This is a genomic window from Nonomuraea ferruginea (assembly GCF_039540635.1).
Classification (GTDB): domain Bacteria; phylum Actinomycetota; class Actinomycetes; order Streptosporangiales; family Streptosporangiaceae; genus Nonomuraea; species Nonomuraea ferruginea.
Map to the genome: position 1 here is coordinate 44,528 of NZ_BAABFD010000014.1, position 25,716 is coordinate 70,243.

At 71.7% G+C, this 25,716-nt stretch carries 23 protein-coding genes; 16 read left to right on the plus strand and 7 right to left on the minus strand.

Annotated features, from left to right (window positions below; translation table 11 throughout):
• Nucleotides 1-15 precede the first annotated feature (15 nt).
• The 6 genes from ABD999_RS25615 (at nucleotide 16) to ABD999_RS25640 (ending at nucleotide 6,712) form a co-directional block, all read left to right on the plus strand.
• Nucleotides 16-810 carry an NAD-dependent epimerase/dehydratase family protein gene (locus ABD999_RS25615; RefSeq protein WP_246639590.1) on the plus strand — a complete coding sequence of 265 codons (795 nt, stop codon included), beginning with the start codon at nucleotides 16-18 and terminating at the stop codon, nucleotides 808-810.
• A gap of 286 nt (nucleotides 811-1,096) precedes the next feature.
• The gene (locus tag ABD999_RS25620) at nucleotides 1,097-2,083 is read left to right on the plus strand and encodes a carbohydrate ABC transporter permease (protein ID WP_271278337.1); all 987 of its coding nucleotides are present in this window, start codon (nucleotides 1,097-1,099) and stop codon (nucleotides 2,081-2,083) included.
• Nucleotides 2,067-2,936 carry a carbohydrate ABC transporter permease gene (locus ABD999_RS25625; protein WP_271278336.1) on the plus strand — a complete coding sequence of 290 codons (870 nt, stop codon included), beginning with the start codon at nucleotides 2,067-2,069 and terminating at the stop codon, nucleotides 2,934-2,936. Before ABD999_RS25620 ends, ABD999_RS25625 begins: the two co-directional genes overlap by 17 nt.
• Before the next feature lie 41 nt (nucleotides 2,937-2,977).
• Entirely contained in the window at nucleotides 2,978-4,267 is a 1,290-nt protein-coding gene (locus ABD999_RS25630) for an ABC transporter substrate-binding protein (RefSeq protein WP_271278335.1), read from the plus strand.
• A 65-nt stretch (nucleotides 4,268-4,332) separates the two neighbouring features.
• A complete protein-coding gene (locus ABD999_RS25635; protein ID WP_345482913.1) occupies nucleotides 4,333-5,613 on the plus strand; it encodes a Gfo/Idh/MocA family protein in 1,281 nt (426 codons plus the stop codon).
• A gap of 10 nt (nucleotides 5,614-5,623) precedes the next feature.
• Nucleotides 5,624-6,712: a dienelactone hydrolase family protein gene (locus tag ABD999_RS25640; protein ID WP_271280411.1), complete on the plus strand. Its 1,089-nt coding sequence runs from the start codon at nucleotides 5,624-5,626 to the stop codon at nucleotides 6,710-6,712.
• 54 nt (nucleotides 6,713-6,766) lie between these two features.
• Here the strand turns inward: ABD999_RS25640 and ABD999_RS25645 are convergent, their stop codons facing one another.
• The 4 genes from ABD999_RS25645 to ABD999_RS25660 are packed head-to-tail and all read right to left on the minus strand — an operon-like array spanning nucleotide 6,767 to nucleotide 11,460.
• Nucleotides 6,767-8,650, minus strand: coding sequence for a DUF6807 family protein (locus ABD999_RS25645; protein WP_271280410.1), 1,884 nt, complete (start codon nucleotides 8,648-8,650; stop codon nucleotides 6,767-6,769).
• 1 nt (nucleotide 8,651) lies between these two features.
• Nucleotides 8,652-9,698, minus strand: coding sequence for a mandelate racemase/muconate lactonizing enzyme family protein (locus ABD999_RS25650; protein WP_378525166.1), 1,047 nt, complete (start codon nucleotides 9,696-9,698; stop codon nucleotides 8,652-8,654).
• Nucleotides 9,698-10,576: a 5-dehydro-4-deoxyglucarate dehydratase gene (locus tag ABD999_RS25655; protein WP_345482914.1), complete on the minus strand. Its 879-nt coding sequence runs from the start codon at nucleotides 10,574-10,576 to the stop codon at nucleotides 9,698-9,700. The genes ABD999_RS25650 and ABD999_RS25655 overlap by 1 nt, the downstream gene beginning before the upstream one ends.
• Complete coding sequence (locus ABD999_RS25660) at nucleotides 10,576-11,460, minus strand: NAD-dependent epimerase/dehydratase family protein (protein WP_219544178.1); 885 nt, start codon at nucleotides 11,458-11,460, stop codon at nucleotides 10,576-10,578. Before ABD999_RS25660 ends, ABD999_RS25655 begins: the two co-directional genes overlap by 1 nt.
• A gap of 221 nt (nucleotides 11,461-11,681) precedes the next feature.
• On the opposite strand from ABD999_RS25660, the gene ABD999_RS25665 reads away from it, so the two are divergent.
• Nucleotides 11,682-12,653: a LacI family DNA-binding transcriptional regulator gene (locus tag ABD999_RS25665; protein ID WP_148033567.1), complete on the plus strand. Its 972-nt coding sequence runs from the start codon at nucleotides 11,682-11,684 to the stop codon at nucleotides 12,651-12,653.
• Entirely contained in the window at nucleotides 12,650-13,591 is a 942-nt protein-coding gene (locus tag ABD999_RS25670; protein ID WP_271278670.1) for an aldose epimerase family protein, read from the plus strand. The genes ABD999_RS25665 and ABD999_RS25670 overlap by 4 nt, the downstream gene beginning before the upstream one ends.
• Here the strand turns inward: ABD999_RS25670 and ABD999_RS25675 are convergent, their stop codons facing one another.
• A complete protein-coding gene (locus ABD999_RS25675; RefSeq protein ID WP_271278669.1) occupies nucleotides 13,592-16,018 on the minus strand; it encodes a SpoIIE family protein phosphatase in 2,427 nt (808 codons plus the stop codon).
• Nucleotides 16,019-16,220: 202 nt separating this feature from the next.
• Between ABD999_RS25675 and ABD999_RS25680 the strand changes: the two genes are divergently transcribed.
• The 6 genes from ABD999_RS25680 (at nucleotide 16,221) to ABD999_RS25705 (ending at nucleotide 22,710) form a co-directional block, all read left to right on the plus strand.
• Entirely contained in the window at nucleotides 16,221-18,731 is a 2,511-nt protein-coding gene (locus tag ABD999_RS25680) for an FtsK/SpoIIIE family DNA translocase (protein ID WP_219544176.1), read from the plus strand.
• A 74-nt stretch (nucleotides 18,732-18,805) separates the two neighbouring features.
• The gene (locus ABD999_RS25685) at nucleotides 18,806-19,555 is read left to right on the plus strand and encodes a helix-turn-helix domain-containing protein (protein ID WP_261808763.1); all 750 of its coding nucleotides are present in this window, start codon (nucleotides 18,806-18,808) and stop codon (nucleotides 19,553-19,555) included.
• Nucleotides 19,556-19,600: 45 nt separating this feature from the next.
• Nucleotides 19,601-21,013, plus strand: a complete 1,413-nt coding sequence (gene rimO / locus ABD999_RS25690) for a 30S ribosomal protein S12 methylthiotransferase RimO (protein ID WP_148033562.1) — start codon at nucleotides 19,601-19,603, stop codon at nucleotides 21,011-21,013.
• Nucleotides 21,010-21,582: a CDP-diacylglycerol--glycerol-3-phosphate 3-phosphatidyltransferase gene (gene pgsA / locus ABD999_RS25695; protein WP_148033561.1), complete on the plus strand. Its 573-nt coding sequence runs from the start codon at nucleotides 21,010-21,012 to the stop codon at nucleotides 21,580-21,582. Before rimO ends, pgsA begins: the two co-directional genes overlap by 4 nt.
• A gap of 5 nt (nucleotides 21,583-21,587) precedes the next feature.
• Nucleotides 21,588-22,079 carry a CinA family protein gene (locus ABD999_RS25700; RefSeq protein ID WP_148033560.1) on the plus strand — a complete coding sequence of 164 codons (492 nt, stop codon included), beginning with the start codon at nucleotides 21,588-21,590 and terminating at the stop codon, nucleotides 22,077-22,079.
• 274 nt (nucleotides 22,080-22,353) lie between these two features.
• Complete coding sequence (locus tag ABD999_RS25705) at nucleotides 22,354-22,710, plus strand: helix-turn-helix domain-containing protein (RefSeq protein ID WP_148034847.1); 357 nt, start codon at nucleotides 22,354-22,356, stop codon at nucleotides 22,708-22,710.
• Here ABD999_RS25705 and ABD999_RS25710 read toward each other — a convergent pair.
• Nucleotides 22,707-23,486 carry a DNA-formamidopyrimidine glycosylase family protein gene (locus ABD999_RS25710; protein ID WP_271278668.1) on the minus strand — a complete coding sequence of 260 codons (780 nt, stop codon included), beginning with the start codon at nucleotides 23,484-23,486 and terminating at the stop codon, nucleotides 22,707-22,709. The genes ABD999_RS25705 and ABD999_RS25710 overlap by 4 nt on opposite strands.
• 193 nt (nucleotides 23,487-23,679) lie before the next feature.
• Here ABD999_RS25710 and ABD999_RS25715 point away from each other — a divergent pair, with 193 nt between their 5' ends.
• Nucleotides 23,680-23,817 carry a hypothetical protein gene (locus ABD999_RS25715; protein WP_271278667.1) on the plus strand — a complete coding sequence of 46 codons (138 nt, stop codon included), beginning with the start codon at nucleotides 23,680-23,682 and terminating at the stop codon, nucleotides 23,815-23,817.
• Between the two features lie 7 nt (nucleotides 23,818-23,824).
• Here the strand turns inward: ABD999_RS25715 and ABD999_RS25720 are convergent, their stop codons facing one another.
• The gene (locus ABD999_RS25720) at nucleotides 23,825-24,409 is read right to left on the minus strand and encodes a TetR/AcrR family transcriptional regulator (protein WP_271278666.1); all 585 of its coding nucleotides are present in this window, start codon (nucleotides 24,407-24,409) and stop codon (nucleotides 23,825-23,827) included.
• Between the two features lie 81 nt (nucleotides 24,410-24,490).
• On the opposite strand from ABD999_RS25720, the gene ABD999_RS25725 reads away from it, so the two are divergent.
• On the plus strand, nucleotides 24,491-25,693 hold the full coding sequence (locus ABD999_RS25725; RefSeq protein WP_271278665.1) for an MFS transporter: 1,203 nt from the start codon (nucleotides 24,491-24,493) through the stop codon (nucleotides 25,691-25,693).
• The last annotated feature ends 23 nt before the right edge of the window (nucleotides 25,694-25,716 follow it).

The window sequence follows — 25,716 nt, forward strand, 5'->3', positions numbered from 1 at the left end:
GTGTACAACGGGGGAATGCGCATTCTCATGACCGGCGCCGCAGGGAAAGTCGGCACGCTGCTCCGTCCCCGTCTCGCCCGTGACGGCCGGACGCTGCGCCTGTCGGACCTGGCGCCGCTCGAAACCGGACCCGGCGAGGAGCTGGCCGTGGCCGACCTCACCGACGAGCTGGCCATGGCCGCCGCGATGCGGGACGTCGACGCGGTGCTCCACCTCGGCGGCCAGAGCCGCGAGCATCCGTGGGCCGACATCGTGCGGGCCAACATGGACGGCACCTACGTGCTCATGGAGGCCGCCCGCGCGGCGGGGGTCGGGCACGTGGTGCTGATGAGCAGCCACCACGCCGCCGGCTTCCACACCCGGCCGCCCTCCGGCGGGGAGCTGGCCGACTACGCCTTCCCTCGCCCTGACACGTACTACGGCGTGAGCAAGCTCGTGATGGAGGGGCTGGGCAGCCTCTACCACGACAGGTTCGGCATGCACGTGACCGCCATCAGGCTCGGCACCTGCAACGAGCGCTCCGCCGACACCCGCGGCCTGGCCACCTGGATCTCGCCGGACGACCTGGCCCGGCTGGTGGAGGCCGCGCTGACGGCGACCGGCTTCCACGTCGTGTGGGGCGTCTCCGACAACGCCCGCAGGTGGTGGTCGCTGAAGGAGGCGGAGGCCATCGGGTACGAGTCGCGCGACAGCTCCGAGTCGTACGCCGCGGAGATCATCGCCGAGCAGGGCGAGCCGGACCTGAGCGACCCGTTGCACGACCGGGTCGGCGGGGTCTTCACCTTGAAGGAGCTCGGCGGCTCCTGGTGACCGTTTCTGCTCGATAGCCGCCCCGATCGATCAGGTCAGGGCGGCTGTCGGCATGCCCGGACTCTTTCGCCGTGAAGTGCAACCGGTTGTAGTGGAGGTGGGTCAGAGCGAAAATGTTAAGAACGCGTATCCCGCCCCATATCCCCTCTGAACAGGCAGGATGCGGTTAGCGATATATCGGTAACGGCTTTGTAACACCTGCAAAGGGTTGACGAAACTTTTGGCCTCCTTATAGGAATGCGCTATCCGATCCCGCCGTGCCGGGCTGGGCCTGGAAGAGGGATGTATGTCCGAATCAATCTCTGTCACCCCGGAGCGACCTCCCGCCGCCCCGCGGGAGGCCGCTCGCCCCCCGGGGCGTCGCCGCCGGACGACTTACGCGAACGTTCACCGGCGCCGGGAGGCCCGCACCGCGTACGTCTTCCTCGCCCCGTGGTTCGTCGGCCTGTTCCTGATCACCGTGGGGCCGATCCTCGCCTCGCTGTACCTGTCGTTCACCGACTACAGCCTGCTGGAAGAGGCCCAGTGGGTGGGCTGGGACAACTACTCGAAGCTGTTCTTCGAGGACACCCGGTTCATCCAGTCGCTCAAGGTCACCACCATCTACGTGGTCGTGTCGGTGCCCATGCAGCTCGCCTTCGCGCTGGCGCTGGCGCTCGCGCTCGACCGGGGGCTGCGCGGGCTGTCGTTCTACCGCTCCATCTACTACCTGCCCTCGCTGCTGGGCGGGAGCGTGGCCATCGCCATCCTGTGGCGGAAGATCTTCGGCACCGACGGCCTGGTCAACGCCGTCCTCGCGATCTTCGACATCAAGGGGCCCGGCTGGGTGTCCGACCCGGACACCGCCCTCGGCACGCTGATCCTCCTGCACGTGTGGACGTTCGGCGCGCCCATGGTGATCTTCCTCGCCGGACTCCGGCAGATCCCGCAGAGCTACTACGAGGCGGCCGCGGTCGACGGGGCCACCAAGCTCCGCCAGTTCCGCTCGATCACGCTGCCGCTGCTCACGCCGATCATCTTCTTCAACCTCGTACTCGAAGTGATCAAGTCCTTCCAGTCGTTCACGCAGTCGTTCATCGTCAGCGGCGGCAGCGGAGGACCGGTCGACTCCACGCTCTTCTACACGCTCTACCTCTACCTGAAGGGCTTCAAGAGCTACGAGATGGGCTACGCGGCCGCCATGGCGTGGGTCCTCCTGCTCCTCATCGCCGGACTGACCGGCGTGAACTTCCTCGCGTCGAAGTATTGGGTCTTCTATGGCGACACGAAGTAACCGGGTGCCGTTCCTGTTCCGCCCGCTCCCGCGGGGCAGCCGGCTGCTCAAGCACGCGTTGCTGATCGGCTTCGGCCTGATCATGCTCTATCCGCTGCTGTGGATGATCTCCAGCTCGCTGAAGCCGGAGGACCTCATCTTCCGCGAGCCCGGCCTGTGGCCGAGCGCGGTCACGATGGACAACTACATCGAGGGCTGGTCGGCGCTCAAGCACAGCTTCGGCTACTACCTGTGGAACTCGGCCGTCATCACGGGACTGTCCGTGGCGGCCAACCTGGTCGCCTGCTCGCTGGCCGCCTACGCCTTCGCCCGGCTGAACTTCCCCCTGAAGAAGGTGTGGTTCGCGATCATGCTGGGCTCGATCATGCTGCCGTACCACGTGACCGTCGTGCCGCAGTACATCGTGTTCGCCAACATGGACTGGATCAACACGATCTGGCCGCTGGTGGTGCCCAAGTTCCTGGCCACGGACGCGTTCTTCATCTTCCTGATGGTGCAGTTCATCCGGACGCTGCCACGGGAGCTGGACGAGGCCGCGGCCATCGACGGGGCGGGCTACTGGCGGATCTTCCTGCAGGTCATCCTGCCGCTGTGCATGCCGGCGCTGGCGACGACCGGCATCTTCACCTTCATCTGGACGTGGAACGACTTCTTCAGCCAGAACCTGTACCTCACCAACTCCGACAACCTCACGGTGGCCGTGGCGCTGCGGCAGTTCCTGGACTCCAGCGGCGAGTCGTCCTGGGGTCCGATGTTCGCGATGTCCATCGTGTCGCTCGGGCCGATCTTCGGGTTCTTCCTGGCGGGACAGAAGTACCTGATCCGCGGGATGGCGACCACTGGCCTGAAGTAGTTCCTCTTCACCCCCTGTAACCCCCAAGAGGAGGTAGAGCTGTGAAACTCGGCTCTCGTAAGACGATGTGGGTCGCCGCGCTGTCGGCGGCCATGCTGACCGCGGCCGCCTGCGGCAGCGGCGACGGCGGCGAAGGAGGAGGCGGCGGTGGCGACGGCGGCAAGGTGACGATCACCTTCAGCTACTGGGGCAGCGACGCCCGGCAGAAGCTGACCGACCAGGCCATCCAGAAGTTCGAGGAGAAGAACCCGACGATCGACGTCGAGGGCGACTTCTCCAACTGGGACAGCTACTACGAGAAGCTCGCCACCAAGGTCGCCGCCAACGACGCGCCTGACGTGCTGAGCATCGAGATCCGCGGCCTCAGCGAGTACGCCGGCCGCGGCGCGCTGATGGACCTGGCCGGCAAGCTGCCCACCGCCGACCTCGACCAGCAGGTCCTGTCGAGCGGCCAGATCGACGGCAAGCAGTACGCCATCCCGACCGGCGTCAACGCCTTCTCCATGCTGGCCAACCCGGCCGCGCTGGAGAAGGCCAAGAAGGAGCTGCCGGACGACAGCACGTGGACCTGGGACCAGTGGGCCGCGCTGGCCCAGGAGATCTCGGCCACGGGCGCCGCCACCGGCGCCGAGTACAACTTCAACCCCGCCTGGCTGCAGATCTACGCGGCCCAGCGCGGCGAGAAGTTCTACGACGGCACCAAGATCGGCATGTCCGTCGACACGCTGAAGTCCTGGTGGGCCATCCACCAGAAGCTCATCGAGACCAAGGGCTCGCCCGACGCCGCCAAGAGCGAGGAGATCGGCGACACCGGTCCCGAGCAGTCGCTGCTCGGCACCAACGAGGGCGCCATGGGCATGTGGTGGAGCAACCAGCTCAACGCCCTGACGAAGTCGTCCGGCCAGGACATGACGCTGCTGCGGATGCCGAAGCTGGAGGGCGCCACGACCAGCGGCATGTTCCTGCAGCCCGCCATGTTCTACGCCGCCTCGGCCAAGACGGAGAAGGCGGACGCCGCGGGCAAGTTCATCGACTTCCTGGTCAACGACCCCGACGCGGCCGGCATCCTGCTGAGCGACCGCGGCCTGCCCACCAACTCCAAGGTGCTCGCCGCCGTCAAGGACAAGCTGCCGCCCGCCGACCAGAAGACCCTGGCCTTCATCGACGAGGTCAAGAGCGAGCTGAGCCCGATCGAGGCGCCGCCGAAGGGCGCGCTGGAGATGGAGGACATCCTGGAGCGCGCCAGCGAGGAGGTCGTGTTCGGCAGGGCCACTCCGGACGCCGCCGCGGCGAAGTTCCTGGAGGAGGCGAACGCCGCCATCGCCGGCTGACCAGCCGGCGACCGGCCGGGGGCGCACCGCCCCCGGCCGCCCACCGCGACTCGGGGAGAGAGCACTTGAGCACCAGGTACGCCTTCGTCGGCCTCGGGCACCGCGCGCAGATGTACGTCGACGCGCTGCTGGGCGACTGGCAGGACACCGGGACCATCGTCGGCCTGTGCGACGTCAACACCACGCGCATGGCCTACTACGCCGAACGGATCGGCCGGCCGGTGCCGTGCTTCGTGCCGCGGGAGTACGGCAAGATGCTGGAGCTGGCCGACGCCGTCGTGGTGTGCACGGTCGACGCCACCCACGCCGAGTACGTCGTCGCCGCGCTCGACGCCGGCCTCGACGTCATCGTGGAGAAGCCGCTCACGGTCGACGCCGAGAGCTGCGCGGCCATCGCCGAGGCGGCCGAGCGCAACCCGGGCCGGCTGGTCGTCACCTTCAACTACCGCTACTCGCCGCGCAACTCGGCGGTGCGGAAGCTGATCGGCGAGGGCGCCATCGGCGACGTCACCTCGGTGCACTTCGAGTGGGCGCTCGACACCATCCACGGCGCCGACTACTTCCGCCGCTGGCACCGCGAGCGCGCCCACTCCGGCGGGCTGCTCGTGCACAAGTCCACCCACCACTTCGACCTGGTCAACTGGTGGCTCGGCTCGGCGGCCGAGCTGGTCTTCGCGCAGACCGACCTGCGCTTCTACGGCCAGGCCCGGCCGCGCGGGCCGCGCCCGGCACGCGGGCAGGGCGCCCCGGGTCTGGGCAGCGACCCGTACATCCTGGACATCTCCCAGGACGAGCGCCTCAAGCGGCTCTACCTGGACGCCGAGCACGAGGACGGCTACATCCGCGACCAGGACGTGTTCGCGCCCGGCGTGACGATCGACGACACCATGTCGGTGCTCGTCCGCTACGCCAACCGGGCGATCCTCACCTACTCGCTGACCGCGCACGCGCCGTTCGAGGGGTACCGGGTGGCGTTCAACGGCACCGAAGGGCGGATCGAGCTGGAGGTGTGCGAACGGTCCTGGACCCCGCCGCACGCCGCCGTCGACCCGAGCGCGGCGAGCAAGGAGCACGCGGCCGGCTCCTGGGAACGGCTCATCCTGCACCGGCACTGGCAGGAGCCCGAGGAGGTGCCGATCGAGCGGGGCGCCGGCGGCCACGGCGGCGGTGACCGGCTGCTGCTCGACGACGTCTTCCGCGGCCCCGGCGACGACCCGCTCGCCCGTCCCGCGGGCTACCGGGACGGCATCCGCAGCGTCCTGGTGGGCGTCGCGGCCAACCGTTCAGCCGCCACCGGCCGCCCCGTCCACCTCACCGCCGACGGCACCCGCCTCGCCGGCGCCTGATCCGTACGAGATGCGGCATCTAGGGGAGTTCTCGGGGCTCGCCGACGTGGCCGGGAGGCAGCGAGGGCTGTTCCCGGACGCGCCCGCCGGGCCGGAGCTGCGCGCCGCCGCGCGCGAAGCCATCGGCACGCTCGACCTCACGGCGGGAGACGTACGGGTGGAGCGCGCCTGGACGGCGGACGGGCTGGACGGCGAGGAGCTGTCCTGGGACGTCGGCTACGGCCCGCGCACCCGGGCCTACCTGCTCAGGCCGCACGGCCATCGGGGCGCGCTGCCCGGCGTGGTGGCCCTGCACTGCCACGCGGGCATGAAGTGGGCGGGCAAGGAGAAGATCGCCGACGGTCCCGAGCCGCCCACCCCCGAGGTGCGGCGGCTGCGCGGCGAGCTGTACGGCGGCCGGGCGTTCGCCTCCGAGCTGGCCAGGCGCGGCTTCGCGGTGCTGGCGCACGACGTGACCGGGTGGGGGAGCCGCCGGTTCCCGCTCACGGACATGCCTGACCGGGTGACGGCCCTGGCCCCGGACGCCGGGCTGTCGGAGGCCGACCGCTACGACGTGGCGGCGGGCCACCACGAGCACGTCCTGGAGAAGTACTGCAGACTGCTCGGCACCTCGTTCGCGGGCGTGGTGGCGGGCGAGGACCTGGCCGCCGCGGCGTACCTGCGCGGCAGGCCGGACATCGGGCCTGTCGGCTGCGCCGGCCTGTCGGGCGGCGGCCTGCGGGCCGCCCTGCTGGGCGCCTTCGACCCGGGCGTGCGCGCGGTCGTGGTCGCCGCGATGACGTCGTCCTACGCCGACCTGCTCGACGGGTACGTGGCCGCGCACACCTGGATGCTCTTCCCCCCCGGCCTGTCGCGGGTCTGCGACTGGCCCGCGCTGGTCGCGTCCGGAGCGCCGCGACCGCTGCTGGCGCTGTACGCGCGCGACGACCAGCTGTTCCCCGGGCGGGGGATGCGCACCGCCCACGCGGCCATCGCCCGCCGCTACCCCGGCGGCGGCTACGAGGGCAGGTTCTTCGACGCCCCGCACGCCTTCGATGTCCCGATGCAGGAGCACGCCTTCACCTGGCTGGCCGGCGAACTGCGCCCCGGGTCCCGCTGAAGGCACGACACGGCACGGCGCGGGCCCGGCGTGGCACCGCGCCGGGCCCGCGGGTCAGCGGCCCGTGGCCAGCTCGGCCGCCTCCTCGCGCGACAGGCGCCCGTCGACGACCACGACCGACACCTTCCTGTCGAGCCGGGCGTCGAAGGACAGCGGGGTTTCCCAGGCCAGCGCGGTGCCGACGCCCGGATACTCGGCCACCCGCACGAACCACGGGTCGGCGTCCTGCGCGAACAGCAGCGTCCACGCCTCCGACGACAGCGCCAGCCACGGCGCCCGCGAGCCGTGCACCCGCTCCTCGCCCTCGGCCGCCGCCGTGAACACGCGCAACCCGGGCGAGCCCGCCGGCGCGCGCCAGAAGAACCCGCCGTAGCCAGCCCCCGCCCGCCCCTTCGTGGCCGAGCTGCGCATCGTCAGCGGCGCCCCGGTCAGGTTGTGCAGGGTGAAGCCGAACTCCAGGACCCACCCACGCGCCGCTGGACGGGCCCGTACGGTGCGTTCCTCGCGAACCAGGGCGTCTTCCCCCGGCCGCAGCCACGAGAGCGTCTCGGTGAAACCGGCGGCGTCGCGCTCGGTGAAGGCCAGGTGCCGCTGGACGCCGTGGTCGTCGAGCCAGGCCGGCCCCTGGTCGCGGACGTAGGTGCGCCCGCCCCAGAAGTTGCGCCCGCCCAGGTCCGTCACCGCGAGCCCGGCCCCGAGGTGGTGCGGGTGGTCGGCCGGACGGATCTCGGTCACCACGGTGCCGCCGAGCGTACGCACCGGGTGCAGGTAGGGGCGGGGCGCCGCGGTCAGCGGCAGGTCGGGGCTGGTCACGTACTCGGCGACGGGAGAGCCGCCCACCACGAGCGGCGTCGCCCAGCTCAGGCCCAGCTCGGAGAAGAGCGCCAGCTCCGAGGCGCACCTGTCGACGACGGACGCGATGCCCGGCAGCACCCGGCCCTCGCCGGACAGGTCCTGGTGGTCGTCGGCGATCGGCAGCGGGTCGGGCGCGACCCTGATCGCCTCCATCACCTCCATGAACCCGCCCGTGCGCTGGATCGGCACCAGCAGCGGGACGCCGGACCGCACGTGCTCGACGAGGTTGACCAGCAGGTCGGTGCGGTCGAAGCGCTGGACGGGCCCGTCGTCCACTTGGACCTCGTCCATCGTGTAGACGAACCGGATCCGCCCCTTCTCGCCGTGGACGAGCACGTACGGCTCGTCCCGCTCGGCCGCGCAGAGCGTGACCGCGGCCACCAGCGGGGTGCCGCCGGCGAGCGTGACGCGGACGGCGGAGGTGTCGTCGGACTCGATCCCGTTGGCGTGGAAGAGCTCGGTCTCCACCGAGGCCACCGCGCCGCGCTCGTCGGCCCCGGCCACCGCCAGCGCGGTGGCCAGCGCGTGCGCGAACGGGTTCGTCAGCGCGCCGTCCACCACGTCCACGCCGTCGAGCACCCGCCTGCCCGCCCACGGGCTGCGGGTGAAGTACGCGGCGGGGCGCGGCCACGAGCCGCCCACGCCGATGCCGGTGACGCGGCCGATCGCGCCGCCCGCGATCAGCTCGCGCACCGCGGGCACCGCCGCGGAACCGAGGCTCTGGAACCCGACCTGGCAGGCCAGCCCCGCCTTGGCGGCGGCCCGCTCCATCCGGTCGAAGTCCGCCAGCGTGGCCGCCGTCGGCTTCTCCACCAGGACGTGCGCGCCCGCCTCCAGCGCGGCCAGCGCCAGCTCGGCGTGCGTCGGGATGGGCGTGGCCAGGATCGCGATCCGGGCGCCGGTCCGCTCGATCAGGCCGGGCAGGTCGGCGGAGATCTCGGGGGAGCCGAGACCCGCCAGGCTCTCCGGCGGGACCGGCCGCACGTCGCAGACCCCGGCCAGCTCGACCAGCCCGGTCAGCCGGCGCAGCCGGTCGAGATAGTGGGAGCCGAAGCCCTGGGCTCCGGCGAGCACGACACGCATGTCACCTCCAGCGGAGGCCGAGGCCCCGGTGCTCGCCGGCGCGCAGCTCCGCGCCGTCCACCCGGACAGGGTACGGCTCGGCGAGCAGCCCCAGCGCGGCGAACGAGGCGTCCTCGACGTCCTCGGCCATGGACGGCAGCGGTAGCGAGAGCGCCAGCTGCCCCGACAGGTCCGACAGCAGGTGCGGGTAGACCGGCACGTCGAAGGCGCGGGCCAGCTCGGCGATGCGCAGGAACGGGGTGATGCCGCCGACCCTCACCACGTTCGGCTGCACGACGTCGCAGGCCCCGGCGGCCAGCAGGTCGCGGAAGCCGTAGACCGTGTAGACGTTCTCGCCGACCGCGATCGGCACGTGCGCCGACCGGCGCAGCTCCACGTGCGCCGCCACGTCGTCGGCCGGCAGCGGCTCCTCCAGCCAGTGCAGGCCGTACGGGGCCAGCGCGTCGGCGGCGCGCCGGGCGGTGTGCAGGTCCCAGCGCTGGTTGGCGTCCACCATCAGCAGCGTGTCCGGGCCGATCACCTCGCGGACGGCGGCCACCCGCGCCACGTCCTCGCGCACGTCCGGCCGGCCCACCTTGATCTTGACGGCGGGGTAGCCGGCGGCCTTCCACCGGCCCGCCTGCGCCACCAGCTCGTCCAGCGGGTAGTGCAGGTTCACCCCGCTCCCGTACACCGGGACGGACTCCCTGCGCCGGCCCAGCACGTCCACCAGGCCGCGCTCGCCGCAGCGCAGGTCCCACAGCGCCAGGTCGACCCCGGCCAGCGCGATCGTGGTGATCCCGCCGGGCCCGGCCTCGCGCAGGTGCCGCCAGAGCCGGTCCCACACCACCTCGGGGTGCGGGTCCAGGCCGATCAGCGCGTCGCGGATGTCGTGTTCCAGCAGCGCCCGCACCGCGTGCGCGCCGATCTGCGGAGTCCAGGAGAACCCGGTGCCCACCCGCCCGTCGGCGAGCGTCACCTCGACGACCAGGACGTGGTTGGCGGGCACGTCGGGCCCCCACGGACGGCGCAGCGCGACCGTGCGCGGGGTGACCGTGAGGTCGCGGATCACGGCGTGCCGATCAGCGAGCGTCCGTGCTTGATCAGCGACTCCAGCTCCGCCACGTCCTCGGGCGCGGCGTCGACCAGCGGCGGCCGGACCGGCCCCACGTCCAGGCTGCCCAGCCGCACCCCGGCCTTGACCAGCGCGACCGCGTACCCGGGCACCTTCGAGCGCAGCCGGACGAGCGGCTCGTAGAACTCGGTCAGCAGCCGGTGCTCGCCGTTCAGGTACGCGGTCGCGATGTCGGGCGCGAAGGCGAAGACCGCCGAGGAGTACAGCTCGACGCCGAGGCCCCGGTAGGCCCCCATGGTGAGCTCGGCCGTCGGCAGGCCGTTGAAGAACGTGAAGCCGTCGCCCACCTCCTTGCGCACGGCCAGCATCGAGCGCTGGATGAGGTCGATGTCGCCCAGGCCGTCCTTCAGCCCGACCACGCCGGGCACCCGGGCCAGCTCGACCACCTGCTCGGGGGTGAGCACCACCGAGCCGCGCTGGTAGATGATCACTGGCAGGATCGCCGCGATCTCCCGCACGTACGCGACGAACCCTTCCGAGGTGCCCTTGGCCAGGTAGGGCGGCATCAGCAGCAGGCCGTCCGCGCCCGCCTCGCGCGCCGCCCCGGCCTGCGCGAGCGCGGCGCCGAGCGGCCCGCCCGCGCCGGCGAACACCGGCGCCCGGCCGGCCGCCGTCTCGACGGCGACCCGGACGACGGCGGCGTGCTCGGCCTCCGACAGGGAGGAGAACTCGCCGGTGCCGCACGCCGCGAACACTCCGCCGGGCCCGTGGTCGAGCCCCCGTCCGATGTGCTCGGCCAGCACCTCCTCGGCGAGCTTGCCTGACAGGGTGAAGGGGGTGATGGGGAAGAAGAGGACTCCGCTGAGGTTCATCAGATCTCCAGTTCGGTGCGCCAGCTGCGCTTGGCGGTCCAGCCGAGCATGCGCTCGGCCTTGGCCGAGGTGAACGCGGGAAGAGTGTCGGTGAGCGCGGGCGCGTGCTCGCTCGTGCCGGGCATCACGGCGGGGAGCAGCTCCGCGAGGGGGCGGCGGGCCAGCGCGTCGGCCGCGCCGGCGAAGAACACCTCGCCGCTGGGCAGGCCGGGCAGCCGCTCGATGAGGGTGGCGATCATATCGGAGGCGTCCCTGGCGTCGATGTAGTTGAACAGCGAGACACCGGCGATCTCCGGCAGGTCCAGGCGCTCCAGGATCGTGTGGCCCGACTGGGTGGGCGCCCCCGCCCACTCCTCGGGCGCCACCACGAAGCACGGCCGCACCGCCGCGAACCGCGTCCGCGAGCTGCGCGCGAACGACGCCATCGTCTGCTCGGCGACCACTTTGGACAGGTTGTAGGCGTTCCACGGCGACGTCGGGTGGTCCTCGTCGATCGGCAGATAGCTCGGCGCCCAGCCGGAAGGCGACCCGTAACCGATCACCGTGGGACTGCTGGCCACCACCACCCGGCCCACGCCCGCGTTGCTCGCCGCCTCGCACACGTTGAACGCCAGCTGCGTGTTGGTGCGGAAGATCACGCCCTCGGTACGGCTGAACGGGGTCGCGATGGCCGCCAGGTGGACCACGACGTCGGGCCGGAACCGCGCCATCACGTCGTACGCCTCGCCCAGGTCGGTGAGGTCGGCCGGGAGGGTGGCCGCCGCGTCGTCCGGGGTGCCGGCGGTGACGTCGACGCCGATCACTTCGTGACCCGCCTGCGCCAGCGAGGTGACCAGGCTTCGCCCCAGCCTTCCGGCGCTGCCCGTCACCAGTGTTCGTGTCATCGCTCGTTCACCCTTCCGCAGGGGTCATTACCGCAACCGGTTGCAAAAAGTATTGAGGTGCCGTCGGCAGAACGTCAAGCCGACTCGTCTCAGCCTGCGGTGTCGCCGCTGGCCTCATGCGCGGTAGCATGAGTTTTCGGCGCTCGGCCCTCGCGAAAGAGGCCCGTTGACAGCGATACAAGCGCTTGCATTAATGTACTTGGCATGCTCGGAGGCCCAGCGTGGCGGTGACCATTCGTGACGTGGCGGAGGCATCAGGCGTACACGTCTCCACGGTGTCGCGCGCCTTCTCCGCCCCCCATCTGGTCAACCCCGTCACGCGCACCCGCGTGCTCGCCGTCGCCGAGGATCTCGGCTACCGGCCCAACCGGGCCGCCCGCGCGCTGACCACGGGGCGCACCCACAACATCGGCCTGATCGTGGCCGACATCGCCAACCCGTTCTTCCCGCCGCTCATCAAAGCGGCCCAGGCGCAGGCCAGGCTCCGCGACTACCACGTGTTCGTGGCCGACACCGACGAGGACCCGCAGGTCGAGGAGGAGCTGATCCAGACCCTCACCAAGCAGGTCGACGGCGTGCTGCTGTGCAGCCCCCGGCTGACCAACAAGACGATCGAGCGACTGCGCGAAGAGGTGCCGTTCGTCGTGGTGAACCGCAGGGTCAAAGGCATGCCGACGGTGCTCATGGACGTCGGGCGCGGGGTCAGACTCGCCGTCGAGCACCTCACCGGCCTCGGCCACCGCAGGCTCGCCCTGGTGACCGGGCCCAGCGGGTCCTGGACCAGCAAGGAGATGCAGGCGGCCGCCGCCGCCATGAGCGAGGCCGACGTCACCTTCCTCGGCCCCAACCCGCCCACCGAGCTCGGCGGCCTGGCCGCCGTCACCGACGTGATCGCCTCCGGCGCCACCGGGGTGCTCGCCTACAACGACCTGGTCGCCATAGGCTTGATCGAAGGGCTGGCCGAGCGGGGGGTCGACGTGCCCGGGGAGATCAGCGTGATCGGCGTCGACGACATCGTGCCCGGCCGCCTGAGCCGCCCCAAGCTGACCACCATCGCGATGCCCACCGCCGCCGCCGGACGCATCGCCGTCGACCTGCTGCTCGGCTCGGTCGACTCCGAGGCCACCAGCGGCGTCACCGTGCTGGAGACGAGCCTGATCGTCCGCGAATCTACGGGAGAGGCCCACACATGAACTTCGGAACGCTGCCCTCGGGGGAGCGCGTCGAGCGCCACGAACTGACCTCGGGGCGCCTGCGCGCGGCGGTGCTCTCGTACGGGGCCATCCTGCAAACGCTTGAGGTCGACGGCGTCAACGTGGTGCTCGGCCTGCCGACCCTGGACGACTACCTGACCCGCAGCCGCTACTTCGGCGCCGTGGTCGGCCGCTACGGCAACCGCATCGCGGGCGGCCGCTTCACGCTCGACGGCGTCGAGTACCACCTGCCCGTCAACAACGGGCCCAACAGCCTCCACGGCGGCACCGAGGGCTTCGACAGCAAGGTCTGGACGATCCGCGACGTCACCGGCTCGGCCATCACGCTCGCGCTCGTCAGCCCCGACGGCGACCAGGGCTACCCTGGCACGCTCGCCGCCTCCGTCACCTACACGCTCGACGGCGACGCGCTGCGCATCGACTACACCACCGAGACCGACGCGCCCACCGTGGTCAACCTGACCAACCACTCCTACTTCAACCTGGCCGGCGGCGGCGACGTGCTCGGCCACCTGGTCCGCATGGCGGCCGACCACTACCTGCCCGTCGACGGCGACAAGATCCCCACCGGCGAGGCGGCCCCGGTCAAGGGCACCGTGTTCGACTTCACCACCCCCCACGCGATCGGCGAGCGCTTCGACGGCGCCTACGACCACTGCTTCGTCCTGAACGGCGACATCACCGTGACCGAGCCGGGCAGCGGACGCACCATGGAGGTCACCACCACCGAGCCCGGCGTCCAGTTCTACGCGGGCGGCATGCTCGACGGCGACGCCACTCCATACGGCCCGCACGCCGGGTTCTGCCTGGAGACGCAGCACTTCCCCGACTCGCCCAACCAGCCGGCGTTCCCCTCGACCGTGCTGCGCCCCGGCGAGGTCCGCGCCTCCACCACCACCTACCGCTTCCCGGGTTGATCAGGGGAGAGCCGGCGTAGCCCGCAGCACCAGCAGCGCCACGTCGTCCCTCGACGGGGCGCCGGCGAAGGAGTGGACCGCCTGCCGCACCCGCTCGGCGACGGCGTGGGCGCTCAGCCCGGTGCAGCCCGACAGCAGCCTGGACAGCCCGTCGTCGTCGTCGAGCAGCCGCTTGCCGTCGCGCCGCTCGGTCACCCCGTCGGTGACGCACAGCAGCACCTCCTCGGGCGCGAGCTCGAACGACTCCACGAAGAACCGCACGCCGTGCTCGACGCCGAGCAGCAGCTGCGGCGAGGCCACCTGCTCCACCTCGCCGTCGGTGTGCAGCAGCAGCGGCGGCACGTGCCCGGCCGAGGCGATCGTGCACCGCGCCCCGCCCCGCGGCAGCGGCGTCAGCTCCCCGCACAGCAGGCTGAGAAACCGGCCCTCCTCGTCCTCCTCCAGCAGCGTCCGGTTGAGCCGGTCCAGGATGTCGGCCACGGTGTAGTTCTCCTTCGCGAGCAGCCGCACGGCGTGCCTGGCGAGCCCGGTGACGGCGGCCGCCTCCGGCCCGCTGCCGCAGACGTCGCCGAGGGCGAAGCACCAGTGGTCGGCCACGGTGAACAGGTCGTAGAAGTCGCCGCCGACGTGCGCGCCCTCCTCGGCCGGCTCGTACACGACCGCGGACTCCAGGCCGGGCATCGGCGCCATCCGCACCGGCAGCAGGTTGCGCTGCAGCGCCTTGGAGGTGGTGGCCTGGCGGGTGTAGAGCATCGCGGTGTGCAGGTTGAGCGCGATCAGGCGGCACAGGTCGGCCAGCAGCTCGGCCAGCTCCAGCGGCAGCGTCGGCTCGCTCCGGCCGATCACCAGCGTGCCATGGGCCCTGCCCTGGGTCAGCAGCGGGAACGACAGCACGTTCCCGCGGCCGACCGGCCAGGTGACCTCGCTCAGCGGCGTGCGCGGGAGGGCGGGCAGCGACGTGCGCAGCTCGGCGTTGTGCCGCTCCTCCCGGTGCCACACGTGCGCAAGCCGCGTCATGCCCGCCAGGTCGGTCAGGTAGACCGCCGCCCAGGTGGCGATCTTGGGCACCACGAGCTGCGCGGCCAGCGCCGCGAGCAGCTCCTCGTCGTGCACGCCCGCGAGCAGCTCGCCCGCCTCGGCGAGGAACGACAGCCGACCCCGGTGCGCCCGGTCCTGCTCGGCCAGCCGTTCCCGCTGCACGGTGCCGGCCACCTGGTCGGCGATGTGCCGCAGGCTCGCGGCCAGGTCCTGGTCGAACCGCCCCGGCTCGGCGGCGGTCACCGCCAGGTGGCCGATCACCTCGCCCGCCACCACCAGAGGCGCGCACGCCAGCGACCTGGCCCGCAGCCGCTGGGCCAGCTCGACGTCGGCGGCGAGCAGGTCGTCCACCACCGCCGGCGCGCGCCGGTCGGGGGCGAACACGCCCGCCGCGACCACGCCCACCAGCCCCGCCGCCTCACCCGCCCCCGCCGCCACCCCGAACCTGTTGCCGGAGTCGGCGCGCAGCAGCACGTACGCGGCGTCGCCGGCGCTGGAAAGCTGGACGATCCGCGCGATCGTGTCGAGCAGCTCGGCGAGCGGGCGGTCGCGGTCGAGCAGGTCCTTGATGCGCCGGCCGGCCTCCCGCCTGGCGGGTGAGGGCGGCGAGGCCAGCACGAACCCGTGGTCGCCGCCCACCACCATCCAGATCGCCCTCCGGTGCTCCGGCCTGCCCCCGGTGCGCAGGTGGGAGACGTAGACGGGGACCAGCCGCCCGTCGCGGTGGCGCATCCGCGACTCCCCGCGCCAGCGGCCCAGCGCGAGCGCGTCGGACAGGGCCGGCGCGTCGGGGCCGTGACCGTCCCAGTCGACCAGGTCCTCCAGCGGCCGGCCCGCCGCCTGCCGCGCCGTCCAGCCGAGCAGGGCCTCGGCGTCGGCGTTCCACGAGATCACCCGCCCGCCCGCGTCGGCGACCAGCACCGCCACCCGCAGCGCGTCCACGGGCTCGCGCGGCGCCGGGATCGAGGGCGGGCACGGCTCCTGGGCGTCGGCGAGCTCCATCCGCACCCAGACCCGCTTCGCGCTCCTGGTGTACGTGACGCCCCAGGCGTCGGCCAGCATGCCCGCCAGCGCCAGGCCGCGCCCGGAGGTGGCCATCTCCTCGGCGGGAGGCGGCACGTCCAGGACGGTCCGGCCGGGCTGCTGGTCGTCGACCTCGATCTCGAGTTTGGGCGGCACCGCCTCGGCGTCCAACCGGCAGGTCAGCTCGACGCCGGTGCCGACGTGCACCACCGCGTTGGTGACGAGTTCGCTGGTCAGCAGCACGGCGTCCTCCGCCAGATGGCTCAGGCTCCACTCGCCGAGCACCTGGCGGACGAACCGTCGCGCCGCCGCCGGGGCATGGGGAGTGCCGTCGAAGGAGGTGCTCGACACCCGGGTCGTCTCCACTGTGCGTCCTAGAACATCACTCGATGTGGCAGTTCGGTCACTCTCAGGGTGGCAGACCGGGAGCCCGCGCTCCCTGCACTTGGGAAGAAGGCCGAGGTTGGTCACCAGCCGGCTGGTGCCGGGGAAGTCTTTCGACACGATCCGGCGGTGGCCCGGCGCGTCCCGGTGCTTTCTCGGGGGTATCCGACGTACCTTTGGCAACATGGCCACCCGTACGCCGAAAAGCGCATCGAAGGGTCCGGCGAAGCGGTCGCCCTCGTCTCGCTCGACCCCCGCGAAACGGGGCGCCGCGTCCACGGGGCGGCCCAGGGCGAAGGGGGCGGGGCCGGCCCGTAAACCCCCGATGACCCATCAGGACCCGATCAGCTGGGTCTTCACCATGATCGGCAAGCTGGTCGTCGGCCTGTGGATGCTGCTCGCCAACGGCATCGGCAGCACCGCCCGCGCCCTGGGCAAGAACGCCAGAGAGCTCGACCCGGTCCACCGCCGCGACGGCGTGGGGCTGGCGGTCCTCGCCGGCGCCATCGTGCTGGCGGCGATGACCTGGCGCGACACCAGGAGCGGCGTCTCCGAGGTCGTCCACACCGTCGTGCACGCCGTGTTCGGCTCGCTGGCGTGGGCGCTGCCGCTGCTGTTCGGCCTGCTGGCCTGGCGTTACCTGCGCCACCCCGACCAGAACGCCGACACCGGCCGGATGGTGATCGGGTGGAGCGCGCTGCTCGTCGGCGTCCTCGGGGTGATCCACGTCGCCAACGGCACCCCTTATCCCGCGGGCGACGCGAACAACACGATGGAGAAGGTGTCGCAGGCGGGCGGCATGATCGGGTTCATCGTGTCGGCGCCGCCGATGAGCATCCTGCCGCCGTGGATCACGATCCCGCTGCTGCTGATCCTGTCGGGGTTCGGCGTGCTGGTGATCACGGCCACGCCCGTCCACCGCATCCCGGAGCGGCTGGCCGAGCTGCGCCACATGCTCTTCGAGCGCCAGACGCCGGAGGGCAGGCCCGCGCCGCAGCCGAAGAAGCGCGGGCGGCCGAAGAAGCCCGCCGCCGAGGGCGAGGAGTCGGTCAAACCGTACGACACGCCCGTCCTGTCGGAGAAGGAGAAGCGCGAGGACCACTCGCCGGAGATCGTCCCGGGGCTCATGGACGAGGAGGAGCCGCCGCCGGCGCCGGTCAAGCAGCCGGAGCCGCCGCAGCCCACCCCGGCGCCGCGCAAGGTCGAGCAGCTCGTGCTCTCCCCGCAGGCGGGCCCGTACCAACTGCCTGACCTGCAGCATCTCAAGCAGGGCACCGCGCCCAAGCCGCAGACCAAGGCCAACACGGTCGTGGTGAACGCGCTGACCAGCGTGCTGGAGCAGTTCACCATCGACGCCCAGGTGATCGGGTTCACCCGAGGGCCGACCGTGACCCGCTACGAGATCGAGCTGGGGCCCGCGGTGAAGGTGGAGAAGGTCACCGCGCTGACCAAGAACATCGCCTATGCCGTTAAATCGGCCGATGTTCGGATCCTGTCCCCGATCCCCGGCAAGTCGGCGATCGGGGTGGAGATCCCGAACGCCGACAAGGACCTGGTCGCGCTCGGCGACGTGCTCCGCGCCCAGGTGGCGCAGGCCGACCACCACCCGATGATCGTCGGGCTGGGCAAGGACGTCGAGGGCCGCACGATCGTGGCCAACCTGGCCAAGATGCCCCACCTGCTCATCGCCGGCGCCACCGGCGCGGGCAAGTCCGTCTGCGTCAACGGGCTGATCACCTCGATCCTCATGCGCGCCACCCCCGACGAGGTGCGCATGGTGCTCGTCGACCCCAAGCGGGTCGAGCTGAGCGTGTACGAGGGCATCCCCCACCTGATCACCCCGATCATCACCAACCCGAAGAAGGCCGCCGAGGCCCTCGAATGGGTGGTGGGCGAGATGGACCGCCGCTACGACGACCTGGCGGCCAGCGGGTTCCGCCACATCGACGAGTTCAACAAGGCGGTACGGGCCGGCAAGCTCGTCCCGCAGCCCGGCAGCGAGCGCGTCTACCAGCCCTATCCGTACCTGCTGGTGATCGTGGACGAGCTGGCCGACCTGATGATGGTGGCGCCGCGCGACGTGGAGGACTCCATCGTCCGCATCACCCAGCTCGCCCGCGCGGCGGGCATCCACCTGGTCATCGCCACCCAGCGGCCGAGCGTGGACGTCGTCACCGGCCTGATCAAGGCCAACGTGCCGTCCCGGCTGGCGTTCGCGGTGTCCTCGCTGACCGACTCGCGGGTCATCCTCGACCAGCCGGGCGCCGACAAGCTGGTCGGCCAGGGTGACGCGTTGTTCCTGCCGATGGGGGCCAGCAAGCCGATCCGGATCCAGAACGCGTTCGTCTCCGAGAAGGAGATCGCCGAGATCGTCAACCACTGCAAGCAGCAGATGCAGGTGGAGTACCGCAATGACGTGACCGTCGCGGCCGGCGCCAAGAAGGAGATCGACGAGGACATCGGCGACGACCTCGACCTGCTCATCCAGGCCGCCGAGCTGATCGTCACCACCCAGTTCGGCTCGACCTCGATGCTGCAGCGCAAGCTGCGCGTCGGCTTCGCGAAGGCCGGGCGGCTGATGGACCTGCTGGAGAGCCGCGAAGTGGTCGGTCCCAGCGAGGGTTCCAAGGCTCGCGAGGTGCTGGTGAAACCAGATGATCTGCCCGGATTGCTAGCCGACCTGCGTGGCGAATGACCCCAATGGCCACTTCCCTGCCACTTACTGCTTGAATAGGAGCAACTACGCTCCGTCGTGGGGAGGCGGTTGTCGTGCAGGAGCAGAGCATCGGAGCCATATTGGCGGCGGCTCGGCAGTCTTCGGGGTTGACTGTCGAGCAGCTGAGCAAGATCACGCGTATCCGAGAGGCGATCATCAACGCGCTCGAGCGTGACGAGTTCGCCGAGTCCGGAAGCGATTTCTACATCAGGGGGCACGTCAAGACCATCGCGGCGGCCGTGGGGCTCGATCCCGAGGCCGTGGTGCACCATTACGACCAGCTGCACGGCGGTGCGCCGCAGCCGGTGCGGGCGGCGGCGGTGTTCCAGGCCGACCGCATCATCAAGATGTCCGAGCGGCGGGGGCCCGGCTGGGCCCCGGCGCTGGCGGTCGCGCTGTCCGTGGTGGTCGTGTTCGGCGTGGTCAAGGTCCTGGGCGGCGCGTCCGACCAGGTCCGCACCGCCCGCGGGGAGCGGCCGGCGGCCACCGTGCCGCCGAACTCGCCGTTCACCGAGGGGCCGTCCGCCGTGGCCATGGCGGGCAAGAACACGGTCGAGGTCACGGTCGAGGCGAAGCGGCGGGCCCGCATGACGGTGCGCGACGCCAAGGGGCGCCGGCTGTTCGACGGCAGCCTCAAGGCGGGCAGCAGCGCCACCTGGCGGGCGCAGAGCCGGATCGACTTCGAGGTGGGTGACGCCGGAGCCGTGTCGGTGCAGGTCAACGGCAAGAACCTGGGCGCTGTGGGGGAGCGGGGGGAGAAGGTGCGCCGGTCGTTCGGCCCGGGGAAACCACCAGCTCGGTAACCCCTGCATCGTGTGGTGGCCAACTGCCGATACCGTAGTGTCACCATGTCATCCCGCCGAACCGCATCGCTGATCACGCTGGGCTGCGCCCGCAACGAGGTCGACTCCGAGGAGCTGGCCGCGCGACTCGAGGCTGCCGGTTGGCAGCTCGACGACGACGACCCGGATGTCGTCGTGGTCAACACGTGCGGCTTCATCGAGTCGGCGAAGAAGGACTCGATCGACACCCTGCTGGCCGCCGCCGACTCGGGGGCCAAGGTGGTCGCCGCGGGCTGCATGGCCGAGCGCTACGGCAACGAGCTCGCCGACGCGCTGCCCGAGGCCAGCGCGGTCATCTCCTTCGACGACTACACCGACATCGGCGGGCGTCTCGACGACGTGCTCGCCGGGCGCGCGCTCACGCCGCACACGCCGCGTGACCGCCGCCTCCTGCTGCCCATCACGCCGGTCGACCGGGCCGCCGCCCCCCGCGGCGCCATCCCCGGCCACGGCGACCTGCCCGACGGGCTGGCGCCCGCGAGCGGCCCGCGGGTGCTGCGCAAGCGGCTCGACGAGAGCCCGGTGGCCTCGCTCAAGCTCGCCTCGGGCTGCGACCGGCGCTGCACGTTCTGCGCCATCCCCGCCTTCCGCGGCGCCTATGTGTCCCGCCACCCCGACGAGCTGGTGGCCGAGGCCGACTGGCTGTCCCACCGCGGCGTGCGCGAGCTCGTGCTGGTGAGCGAGAACTCCACGTCCTACGGCAAGGATCTGGGCGACCTGCGGGCGCTGGAGAAGCTGCTGCCGAGGCTGGCGGCCGTCGAGGGCGTCTCCCGGGTGCGGGCGAGCTACCTCCAGCCGGCCGAGCTGCGGCCGGGGCTGATCGACGTGATCGCCGGCACCGACGGCGTCGCCGCCTACTTCGACCTGTCCTTCCAGCACGCCAGCGGCGGGGTGCTGCGGCGGATGCGCCGCTTCGGCGATCCCGAGCGCTTCCTCGGCCTGCTGGAGAGCATCCGCGAGCGGGCGCCGGAGGCGGGGGTGCGCTCCAACTTCATCGTCGGCTTCCCCGGCGAGACCGAGGAGGAGTTCGGCGAGCTCGTCTCCTTCCTGGAGGCGGCCAGGCTCGACGTCATCGGCGTGTTCGGCTATTCCGACGAAGACGGCACCGAAGCCGCGGGCTTCGACGGCAAGCTGGCCCAGGAGGTCGTCGACGAGCGCGTGCGGGTGCTCACCGAGCTGGCCGAGGAGCTGACGGCGCAGCGCGCCGAGGACCGGATCGGCACCGAGGTCGACGTGCTCATCGACGAGGACCTCGGCGACGGCGGCTACGAGGGCAGGGCCGCCCACCAGGGTCCCGAGGTCGACGGATCGGTCACCGTCCAGGGCATCGGCCTGGTGCCGGGCGAGCTCGTCCGCGCCATGGTCGTCGACGCCGAGGGCGTCGACCTCATCGCTCGGATCAAGGCCGCCGGTCCATGACCAGAGACGAGCGCCGCGCGGTGAGTCCGTGGAACATCGCCAACGTCCTCACGGTCCTGCGGCTGGCGCTCGTCCCGTTCTTCGTCGTCTGCCTGTTCCTGCCGGGCATGGGCTGGCGGCTGGCCGCGCTGGCGGTCTTCGCGGTGGCGTCGTTCACCGATCATCTCGACGGTGAGCTGGCCAGGCGCTACGGCCTCATCACCGACTTCGGCAAGATCGCCGACCCGATCGCCGACAAGGCGCTGACCGGGGCCGCGCTGGTGTGCCTGTCGCTGCTGGGCGAGCTGCCGTGGTGGGTCACGATCGTGATCCTCGGCCGTGAGCTGGGCATCACGCTGCTCCGGCTGGTGCTGATCAGGCTGGCGGTCATCCCGGCGAGCTACGGCGGCAAGGTCAAGACCGTCCTGCAGATCGCCGCCATCGCGCTCTACCTGGTGCCGTGGGTGCCGGAGGCGCTGCGGGAGACGGTGATGGGGGCGGCGCTCGTGGTCACGGTGGCGACGGGGGTCGATTACGTCATCCGCGCGATCAGGCTGCGCGGGATGGCGAGGCGTGCGCGCGGGGAGTGAGGATCATGGCCGAGGTCACGCAGGTGCTGGAGTCGCTGGCGAGCCAGGAGGCCACTGTCGCCGTGGCCGAGTCGCTCACCGGCGGGCTCATCGGGGCGACGTTCACGCTGGTGCCGGGGTCGTCCCGGGTCTTCAAGGGCGGGGTGATCTCCTATGCCACCGACCTGAAGCAACGGCTGCTGGGCGTGCCGGGGGATCTGCTGCGCCGCGAGGGGGCGGTGCATCCGGAGGTCGCCGCGGCGATGGCGGCCGGGGTGGCGCGCTTGTGCGAGGCCACGTACGGGGTGGCGGTCACGGGGGTGGCCGGGCCGGAGCCGCAGGACGGCCAGCCGGTCGGCACGGTCTTCGCGGCGGTGAGCGGACCGGGCGGACAGGTGTGGGGCCGACGGTTGAGCCTTAAGGGGTCGCGTGAACGTATCAGGGTAGAGACGATGGACGAGGCTATTGATCTACTAGCAAGTGTGCTTAAGGACAACAAAGGGGAACATTCCGGATGATTACCGTGTTACGTCCCCAGCGAACATGCGAAGCACGGTCTGACGCGGTGTCGGTCGATGCGGGTACGGTGGAGCTGTGAGTGAGGTCCGTGAGCCAACTGCAAGCAGCGAGCGCCCGGCAGGCGGGCCTGATGAGTCACGAGCGGCGGGCCAGGGGCGGAGACGCCCGGCAATGACGGCGAGGAGTATGTACGAAGCGAAGAAGAAAGACGGGCGGCACGACTCGATCGCGCGGAGCGTGGTGAAGCCATCCACTCCGGGGAGGGAGCGACAGATGATTTTGCTGCGTCAGCTGCTCGGAGACGTGCTGAGGCGGTTGCGCGTGCGGCAGGGACGCACACTCCGAGAGGTGTCCACGCTGGCGCGCGTCTCACTCGGCTACCTGTCCGAGGTGGAGCGGGGCCAGAAAGAGGCGTCCTCCGAGCTGCTCGCGTCGATCTGCGGCGCGCTCGGGGTTCCGCTCTCGCAGGTCCTGCGTGAGGTCTCCGATCAGTTCGCGCTGGCGGAGCTTCAGGCCGCTCCCGTGCTGGCCGACGCGCCCGAGCACGAGCGCATCGCGGTTCCCGACTCGGTCCCAGGATCGATTTCCGACACCGTCTTCCCCGAAGTCAAGGACATGGTGGCTGCCTAGCCCGGCTGACAGCCGCCGCACCACATGATGAGCCGCTCCTGCGGTCCTGTCCCCATCTCGCCACGGCTGATGCGGGTCCCGCAGCGGCGACAGGGTCTTCCCGCCCTGCCGTAGACCCAGGTCTGATGCGCCGGGCGGCGGTCTCCCGTGGTCACCGTGCCCGCGTGATGCCTGTTGGCCGCCAGCAGCCTCTGAGCCAGTGTGACGAGCCCTTCCAGGTCCCCGACGTCCCCGACCCTCCGCCACGGCCATACGCCGCGCAGGAAAAGCGTCTCCGCGCGGTAGATCGTGCCGATCCCGGCCAGGTTGCGCTGGTCGAGCAGCGCCTCGCCGATGGTCGTGTCCGGGTCCCGGCTCAGCCGCCGCACGGCCTCGGCCGGATCCCAGTCGTCGCCCAGCAGGTCGGGGCCCAGATGCCCGACGACCTTGCCCTCGTCGGCCGTCCTCAGCAGGTCCACCATCCCCAGCCGTATGCCGACCGCCTGCCACTGCCGGTTGGCCAGGATCAGCCGCACCCGGTCGCCCCCGGGGACGCTCCGGCCGGCCGGGGCGACCTGCCAGCTGCCGTCCATCCGCAGGTGGGTGTGCACGGTGAGCCCGCCCTCGACCCGGGTGAGCAGGTGCTTGCCCCGTGACACGGTCTCCAGCACGGTCCGCCCGGTGAGGTCGGCGGTGGCGTGGCGCGGCACCCGGAACTCCGACCGGGTCAGCACCTGACCGTCGAGCGCCCCCCGCAGCCGTGCGGCGGTGCGGTAGACGGCATCACCTTCGGGCATGCGTCCAGTCTAGGAAGCCTGGACGGCCCGGCGGTCGACTTCCTCGCCGAGCTGGCCGGACCGGGCACCGGCCGTATCGCGCTGCCGCTCAGCAGGCGGGGCGTCCGCGTCCACGGCATCGAGCTTCGTCGTCGAGGTCTACGTTCCCGAGCTGCGACGGCTCCCGCCCGGCCAGACCGTGCACCCGTTCACCGTGACCCCGGAGCACCTGGGTTTCGAGGAGTACGACCTCGCGTCCCGGATCGCGGTCTCCCACCACTACTGGGTGGTGGACGGGCGGCTCGAGACCTACTCCTCGCGCCATCGCCATGTCTGGCCGGGCGCGGCGTGACGGCCGCTCAGCGGGCGGCGGCCTCGACCCACTCGTCGACCAGGTCGGCGAGCTGGTGCAGGGCCTCGTCGACGCGCTCGCGTTCGCCGGTGGTGAGGACGTCGAGCTGCAGGCCCGTGTAGGCGGAGTTGACCAGGGTCGAGATGCGCAGCGCGTCGCGTTCGGGGACGCCGCGATCGCGGAGCAGCGACGCCACGAACGCCGACCGGTCCGCCAGCAGTTCCGGCACCAGACCCGCGAGCCGGCCGCCCGCCGCCAGCCCTTCGATCTCGTGGATCAGCCGGGCGATCGGCAGGTTCTCCTCCCTCAGCTGGAACTCCCAGGTGCGGCGGACGATCGTGCCGACGCTGTCGGAGCCGTCCCAGCCGGGCAGCGAGCGCAGCCAGGCCCGGTGGCGCTCGTCCAGGCGTCGCATGGTCGCCGACAGCAGCTCTTCCTTGTCCTCGAAGTGGTGGGTCAGCACGCGGGTGGACTTGCCCAGGTGCTCGGCCAGCGGCCGCATGGACAGCGTCGAGAGGCCGCGCTCCGCCAGGTAGTCGACGATGCGGTCGAGGAGTTCCTCCCGGCGGGCGGGATCGGCGGTCCTGGCCATCGGATAATCCCTTTGACGTCATTGAGGTGACGACTGTTACCTTACCTCGGTAACAACTGTTGCCTTAATTTTGGGGTTCCCATGTCCACACGAGCGCCCGCCTGGCTGGCGGCACTGACGTTCACCATGTTCACCTTCGCCACCGACGACTACGTGATCGCCGGGGTGCTGCCCGCGCTCTCCCGCGACCTCGGGGTCAGCGAGGCGGTGGGCGGGCAACTGGTGACCGGCTTCTCGCTGGCGTTCGCGCTGACCGCGCCGGTGGCGTCCGTGGTGACCGCCTCATGGCCGCGGCGCGGGCTGATGACCGGGGCGCTGCTGCTGTTCGTCGCCGCCAACGGGGCGGCGGCGCTGGTCACGTCCTACCCCGTGCTGATGGGGCTGCGGGTACTGGCGGCGGTGGCCGCGGCGGCCGTCGTGCCCGCCGCGTACGCCATCACCGCCTCCCAGGCCCCGGCCGGGCGGCAGGGGCGCTACCTGGCGCTGGTCATGGGCGGGCTGACCGGGTCGCTGATGCTGGGCGTGCCTATCGGCACCTGGGTGGGCGGCGCGTTCGGCTGGCGGGCCACGTTCGTGCTCGCCGCGCTGCTCGGCCTGGTGTCGCTCGTGGCCGTGCGCCGGACGCTGCCGCGCGTGGCGCCGGACCCGGCCGAGGGCTCGCTGCGGGACCGGCTGGCGCCGCTGGCCCGGCCCCAGGTGGTCGCCGGACTGCTGGGGATCGTGGCGATCGTGCTCGGCAGCATGATGGTGATGACCTACCTGGCCCCGTTCCTGCGGGAGCTGGCGGGGGCCGGGCCCGTCGAGGTCGGCTGGGTGTTCGTGCTGGCGGGGGCGGCCGGGTTCGCGGGCGGGCAGCTCGGCGGGCGCGCCGGCGACCGGTGGGGGGCCGACCGGGCGCTCATCGCGGGGATCTGCGGGTTCGGCGCCGTCATGGCCGCGTTCACGGTCGTGTGGGGGCTGCGGCCGCTCGCCCTGCTCGCGCTCCTGCCGCTGCTCGCGCTCTGGGCGGGGGTGTCGTGGTGGATCCCGCCGCCCGCCCAGGTCCGCCTGCTGGCCCTGGCCGGTCCCGCCGGGCCGCAGGCGCTGGCGCTCAACAGCAGCGCGGTGTACGTGGGCGTGTCCGGCGGGGGCGCGCTGGGCGGTGTCGTGCTGGAGTGGCACGGGCCGGGCCTGCTCCCGGCGGCCGCGGCCGTGGTGGAGGTGGTCGCCCTGGTGCTCTTCTGGCAGGCGTCCCGGCTGGGCCGACCGGCGGTCACCAGCACGGTCAGCCGCACGGGGACCTGAGCGGGGTATCCGTACGGGGCCTG

What these genes read in the sequence shown, in the direction of transcription:
- ABD999_RS25720 (WP_271278666.1), bottom strand. Translation starts at nt 24,409, where the DNA reads ATGGCCAGGACCGCCGATCCCGCCCGCCGGGAGGAACTCCTCGACCGC.
- ABD999_RS25670 (WP_271278670.1), top strand. Translation starts at nt 12,650, where the DNA reads ATGAACTTCGGAACGCTGCCCTCGGGGGAGCGCGTCGAGCGCCACGAA.
- ABD999_RS25705 (WP_148034847.1), top strand. Translation starts at nt 22,354, where the DNA reads ATGATTTTGCTGCGTCAGCTGCTCGGAGACGTGCTGAGGCGGTTGCGC.
- ABD999_RS25710 (WP_271278668.1), bottom strand. Translation starts at nt 23,486, where the DNA reads ATGCCCGAAGGTGATGCCGTCTACCGCACCGCCGCACGGCTGCGGGGG.
- ABD999_RS25645 (WP_271280410.1), bottom strand. Translation starts at nt 8,650, where the DNA reads ATGCGTGTCGTGCTCGCCGGAGCCCAGGGCTTCGGCTCCCACTATCTC.
- ABD999_RS25660 (WP_219544178.1), bottom strand. Translation starts at nt 11,460, where the DNA reads ATGACACGAACACTGGTGACGGGCAGCGCCGGAAGGCTGGGGCGAAGC.
- ABD999_RS25700 (WP_148033560.1), top strand. Translation starts at nt 21,588, where the DNA reads ATGGCCGAGGTCACGCAGGTGCTGGAGTCGCTGGCGAGCCAGGAGGCC.
- ABD999_RS25615 (WP_246639590.1), top strand. Translation starts at nt 16, where the DNA reads ATGCGCATTCTCATGACCGGCGCCGCAGGGAAAGTCGGCACGCTGCTC.
- ABD999_RS25625 (WP_271278336.1), top strand. Translation starts at nt 2,067, where the DNA reads ATGGCGACACGAAGTAACCGGGTGCCGTTCCTGTTCCGCCCGCTCCCG.
- ABD999_RS25725 (WP_271278665.1), top strand. Translation starts at nt 24,491, where the DNA reads ATGTCCACACGAGCGCCCGCCTGGCTGGCGGCACTGACGTTCACCATG.
- ABD999_RS25680 (WP_219544176.1), top strand. Translation starts at nt 16,221, where the DNA reads ATGGCCACCCGTACGCCGAAAAGCGCATCGAAGGGTCCGGCGAAGCGG.
- ABD999_RS25620 (WP_271278337.1), top strand. Translation starts at nt 1,097, where the DNA reads ATGTCCGAATCAATCTCTGTCACCCCGGAGCGACCTCCCGCCGCCCCG.
- pgsA (WP_148033561.1), top strand. Translation starts at nt 21,010, where the DNA reads ATGACCAGAGACGAGCGCCGCGCGGTGAGTCCGTGGAACATCGCCAAC.
- rimO (WP_148033562.1), top strand. Translation starts at nt 19,601, where the DNA reads ATGTCATCCCGCCGAACCGCATCGCTGATCACGCTGGGCTGCGCCCGC.
- ABD999_RS25655 (WP_345482914.1), bottom strand. Translation starts at nt 10,576, where the DNA reads ATGAACCTCAGCGGAGTCCTCTTCTTCCCCATCACCCCCTTCACCCTG.
- ABD999_RS25640 (WP_271280411.1), top strand. Translation starts at nt 5,624, where the DNA reads ATGCGGCATCTAGGGGAGTTCTCGGGGCTCGCCGACGTGGCCGGGAGG.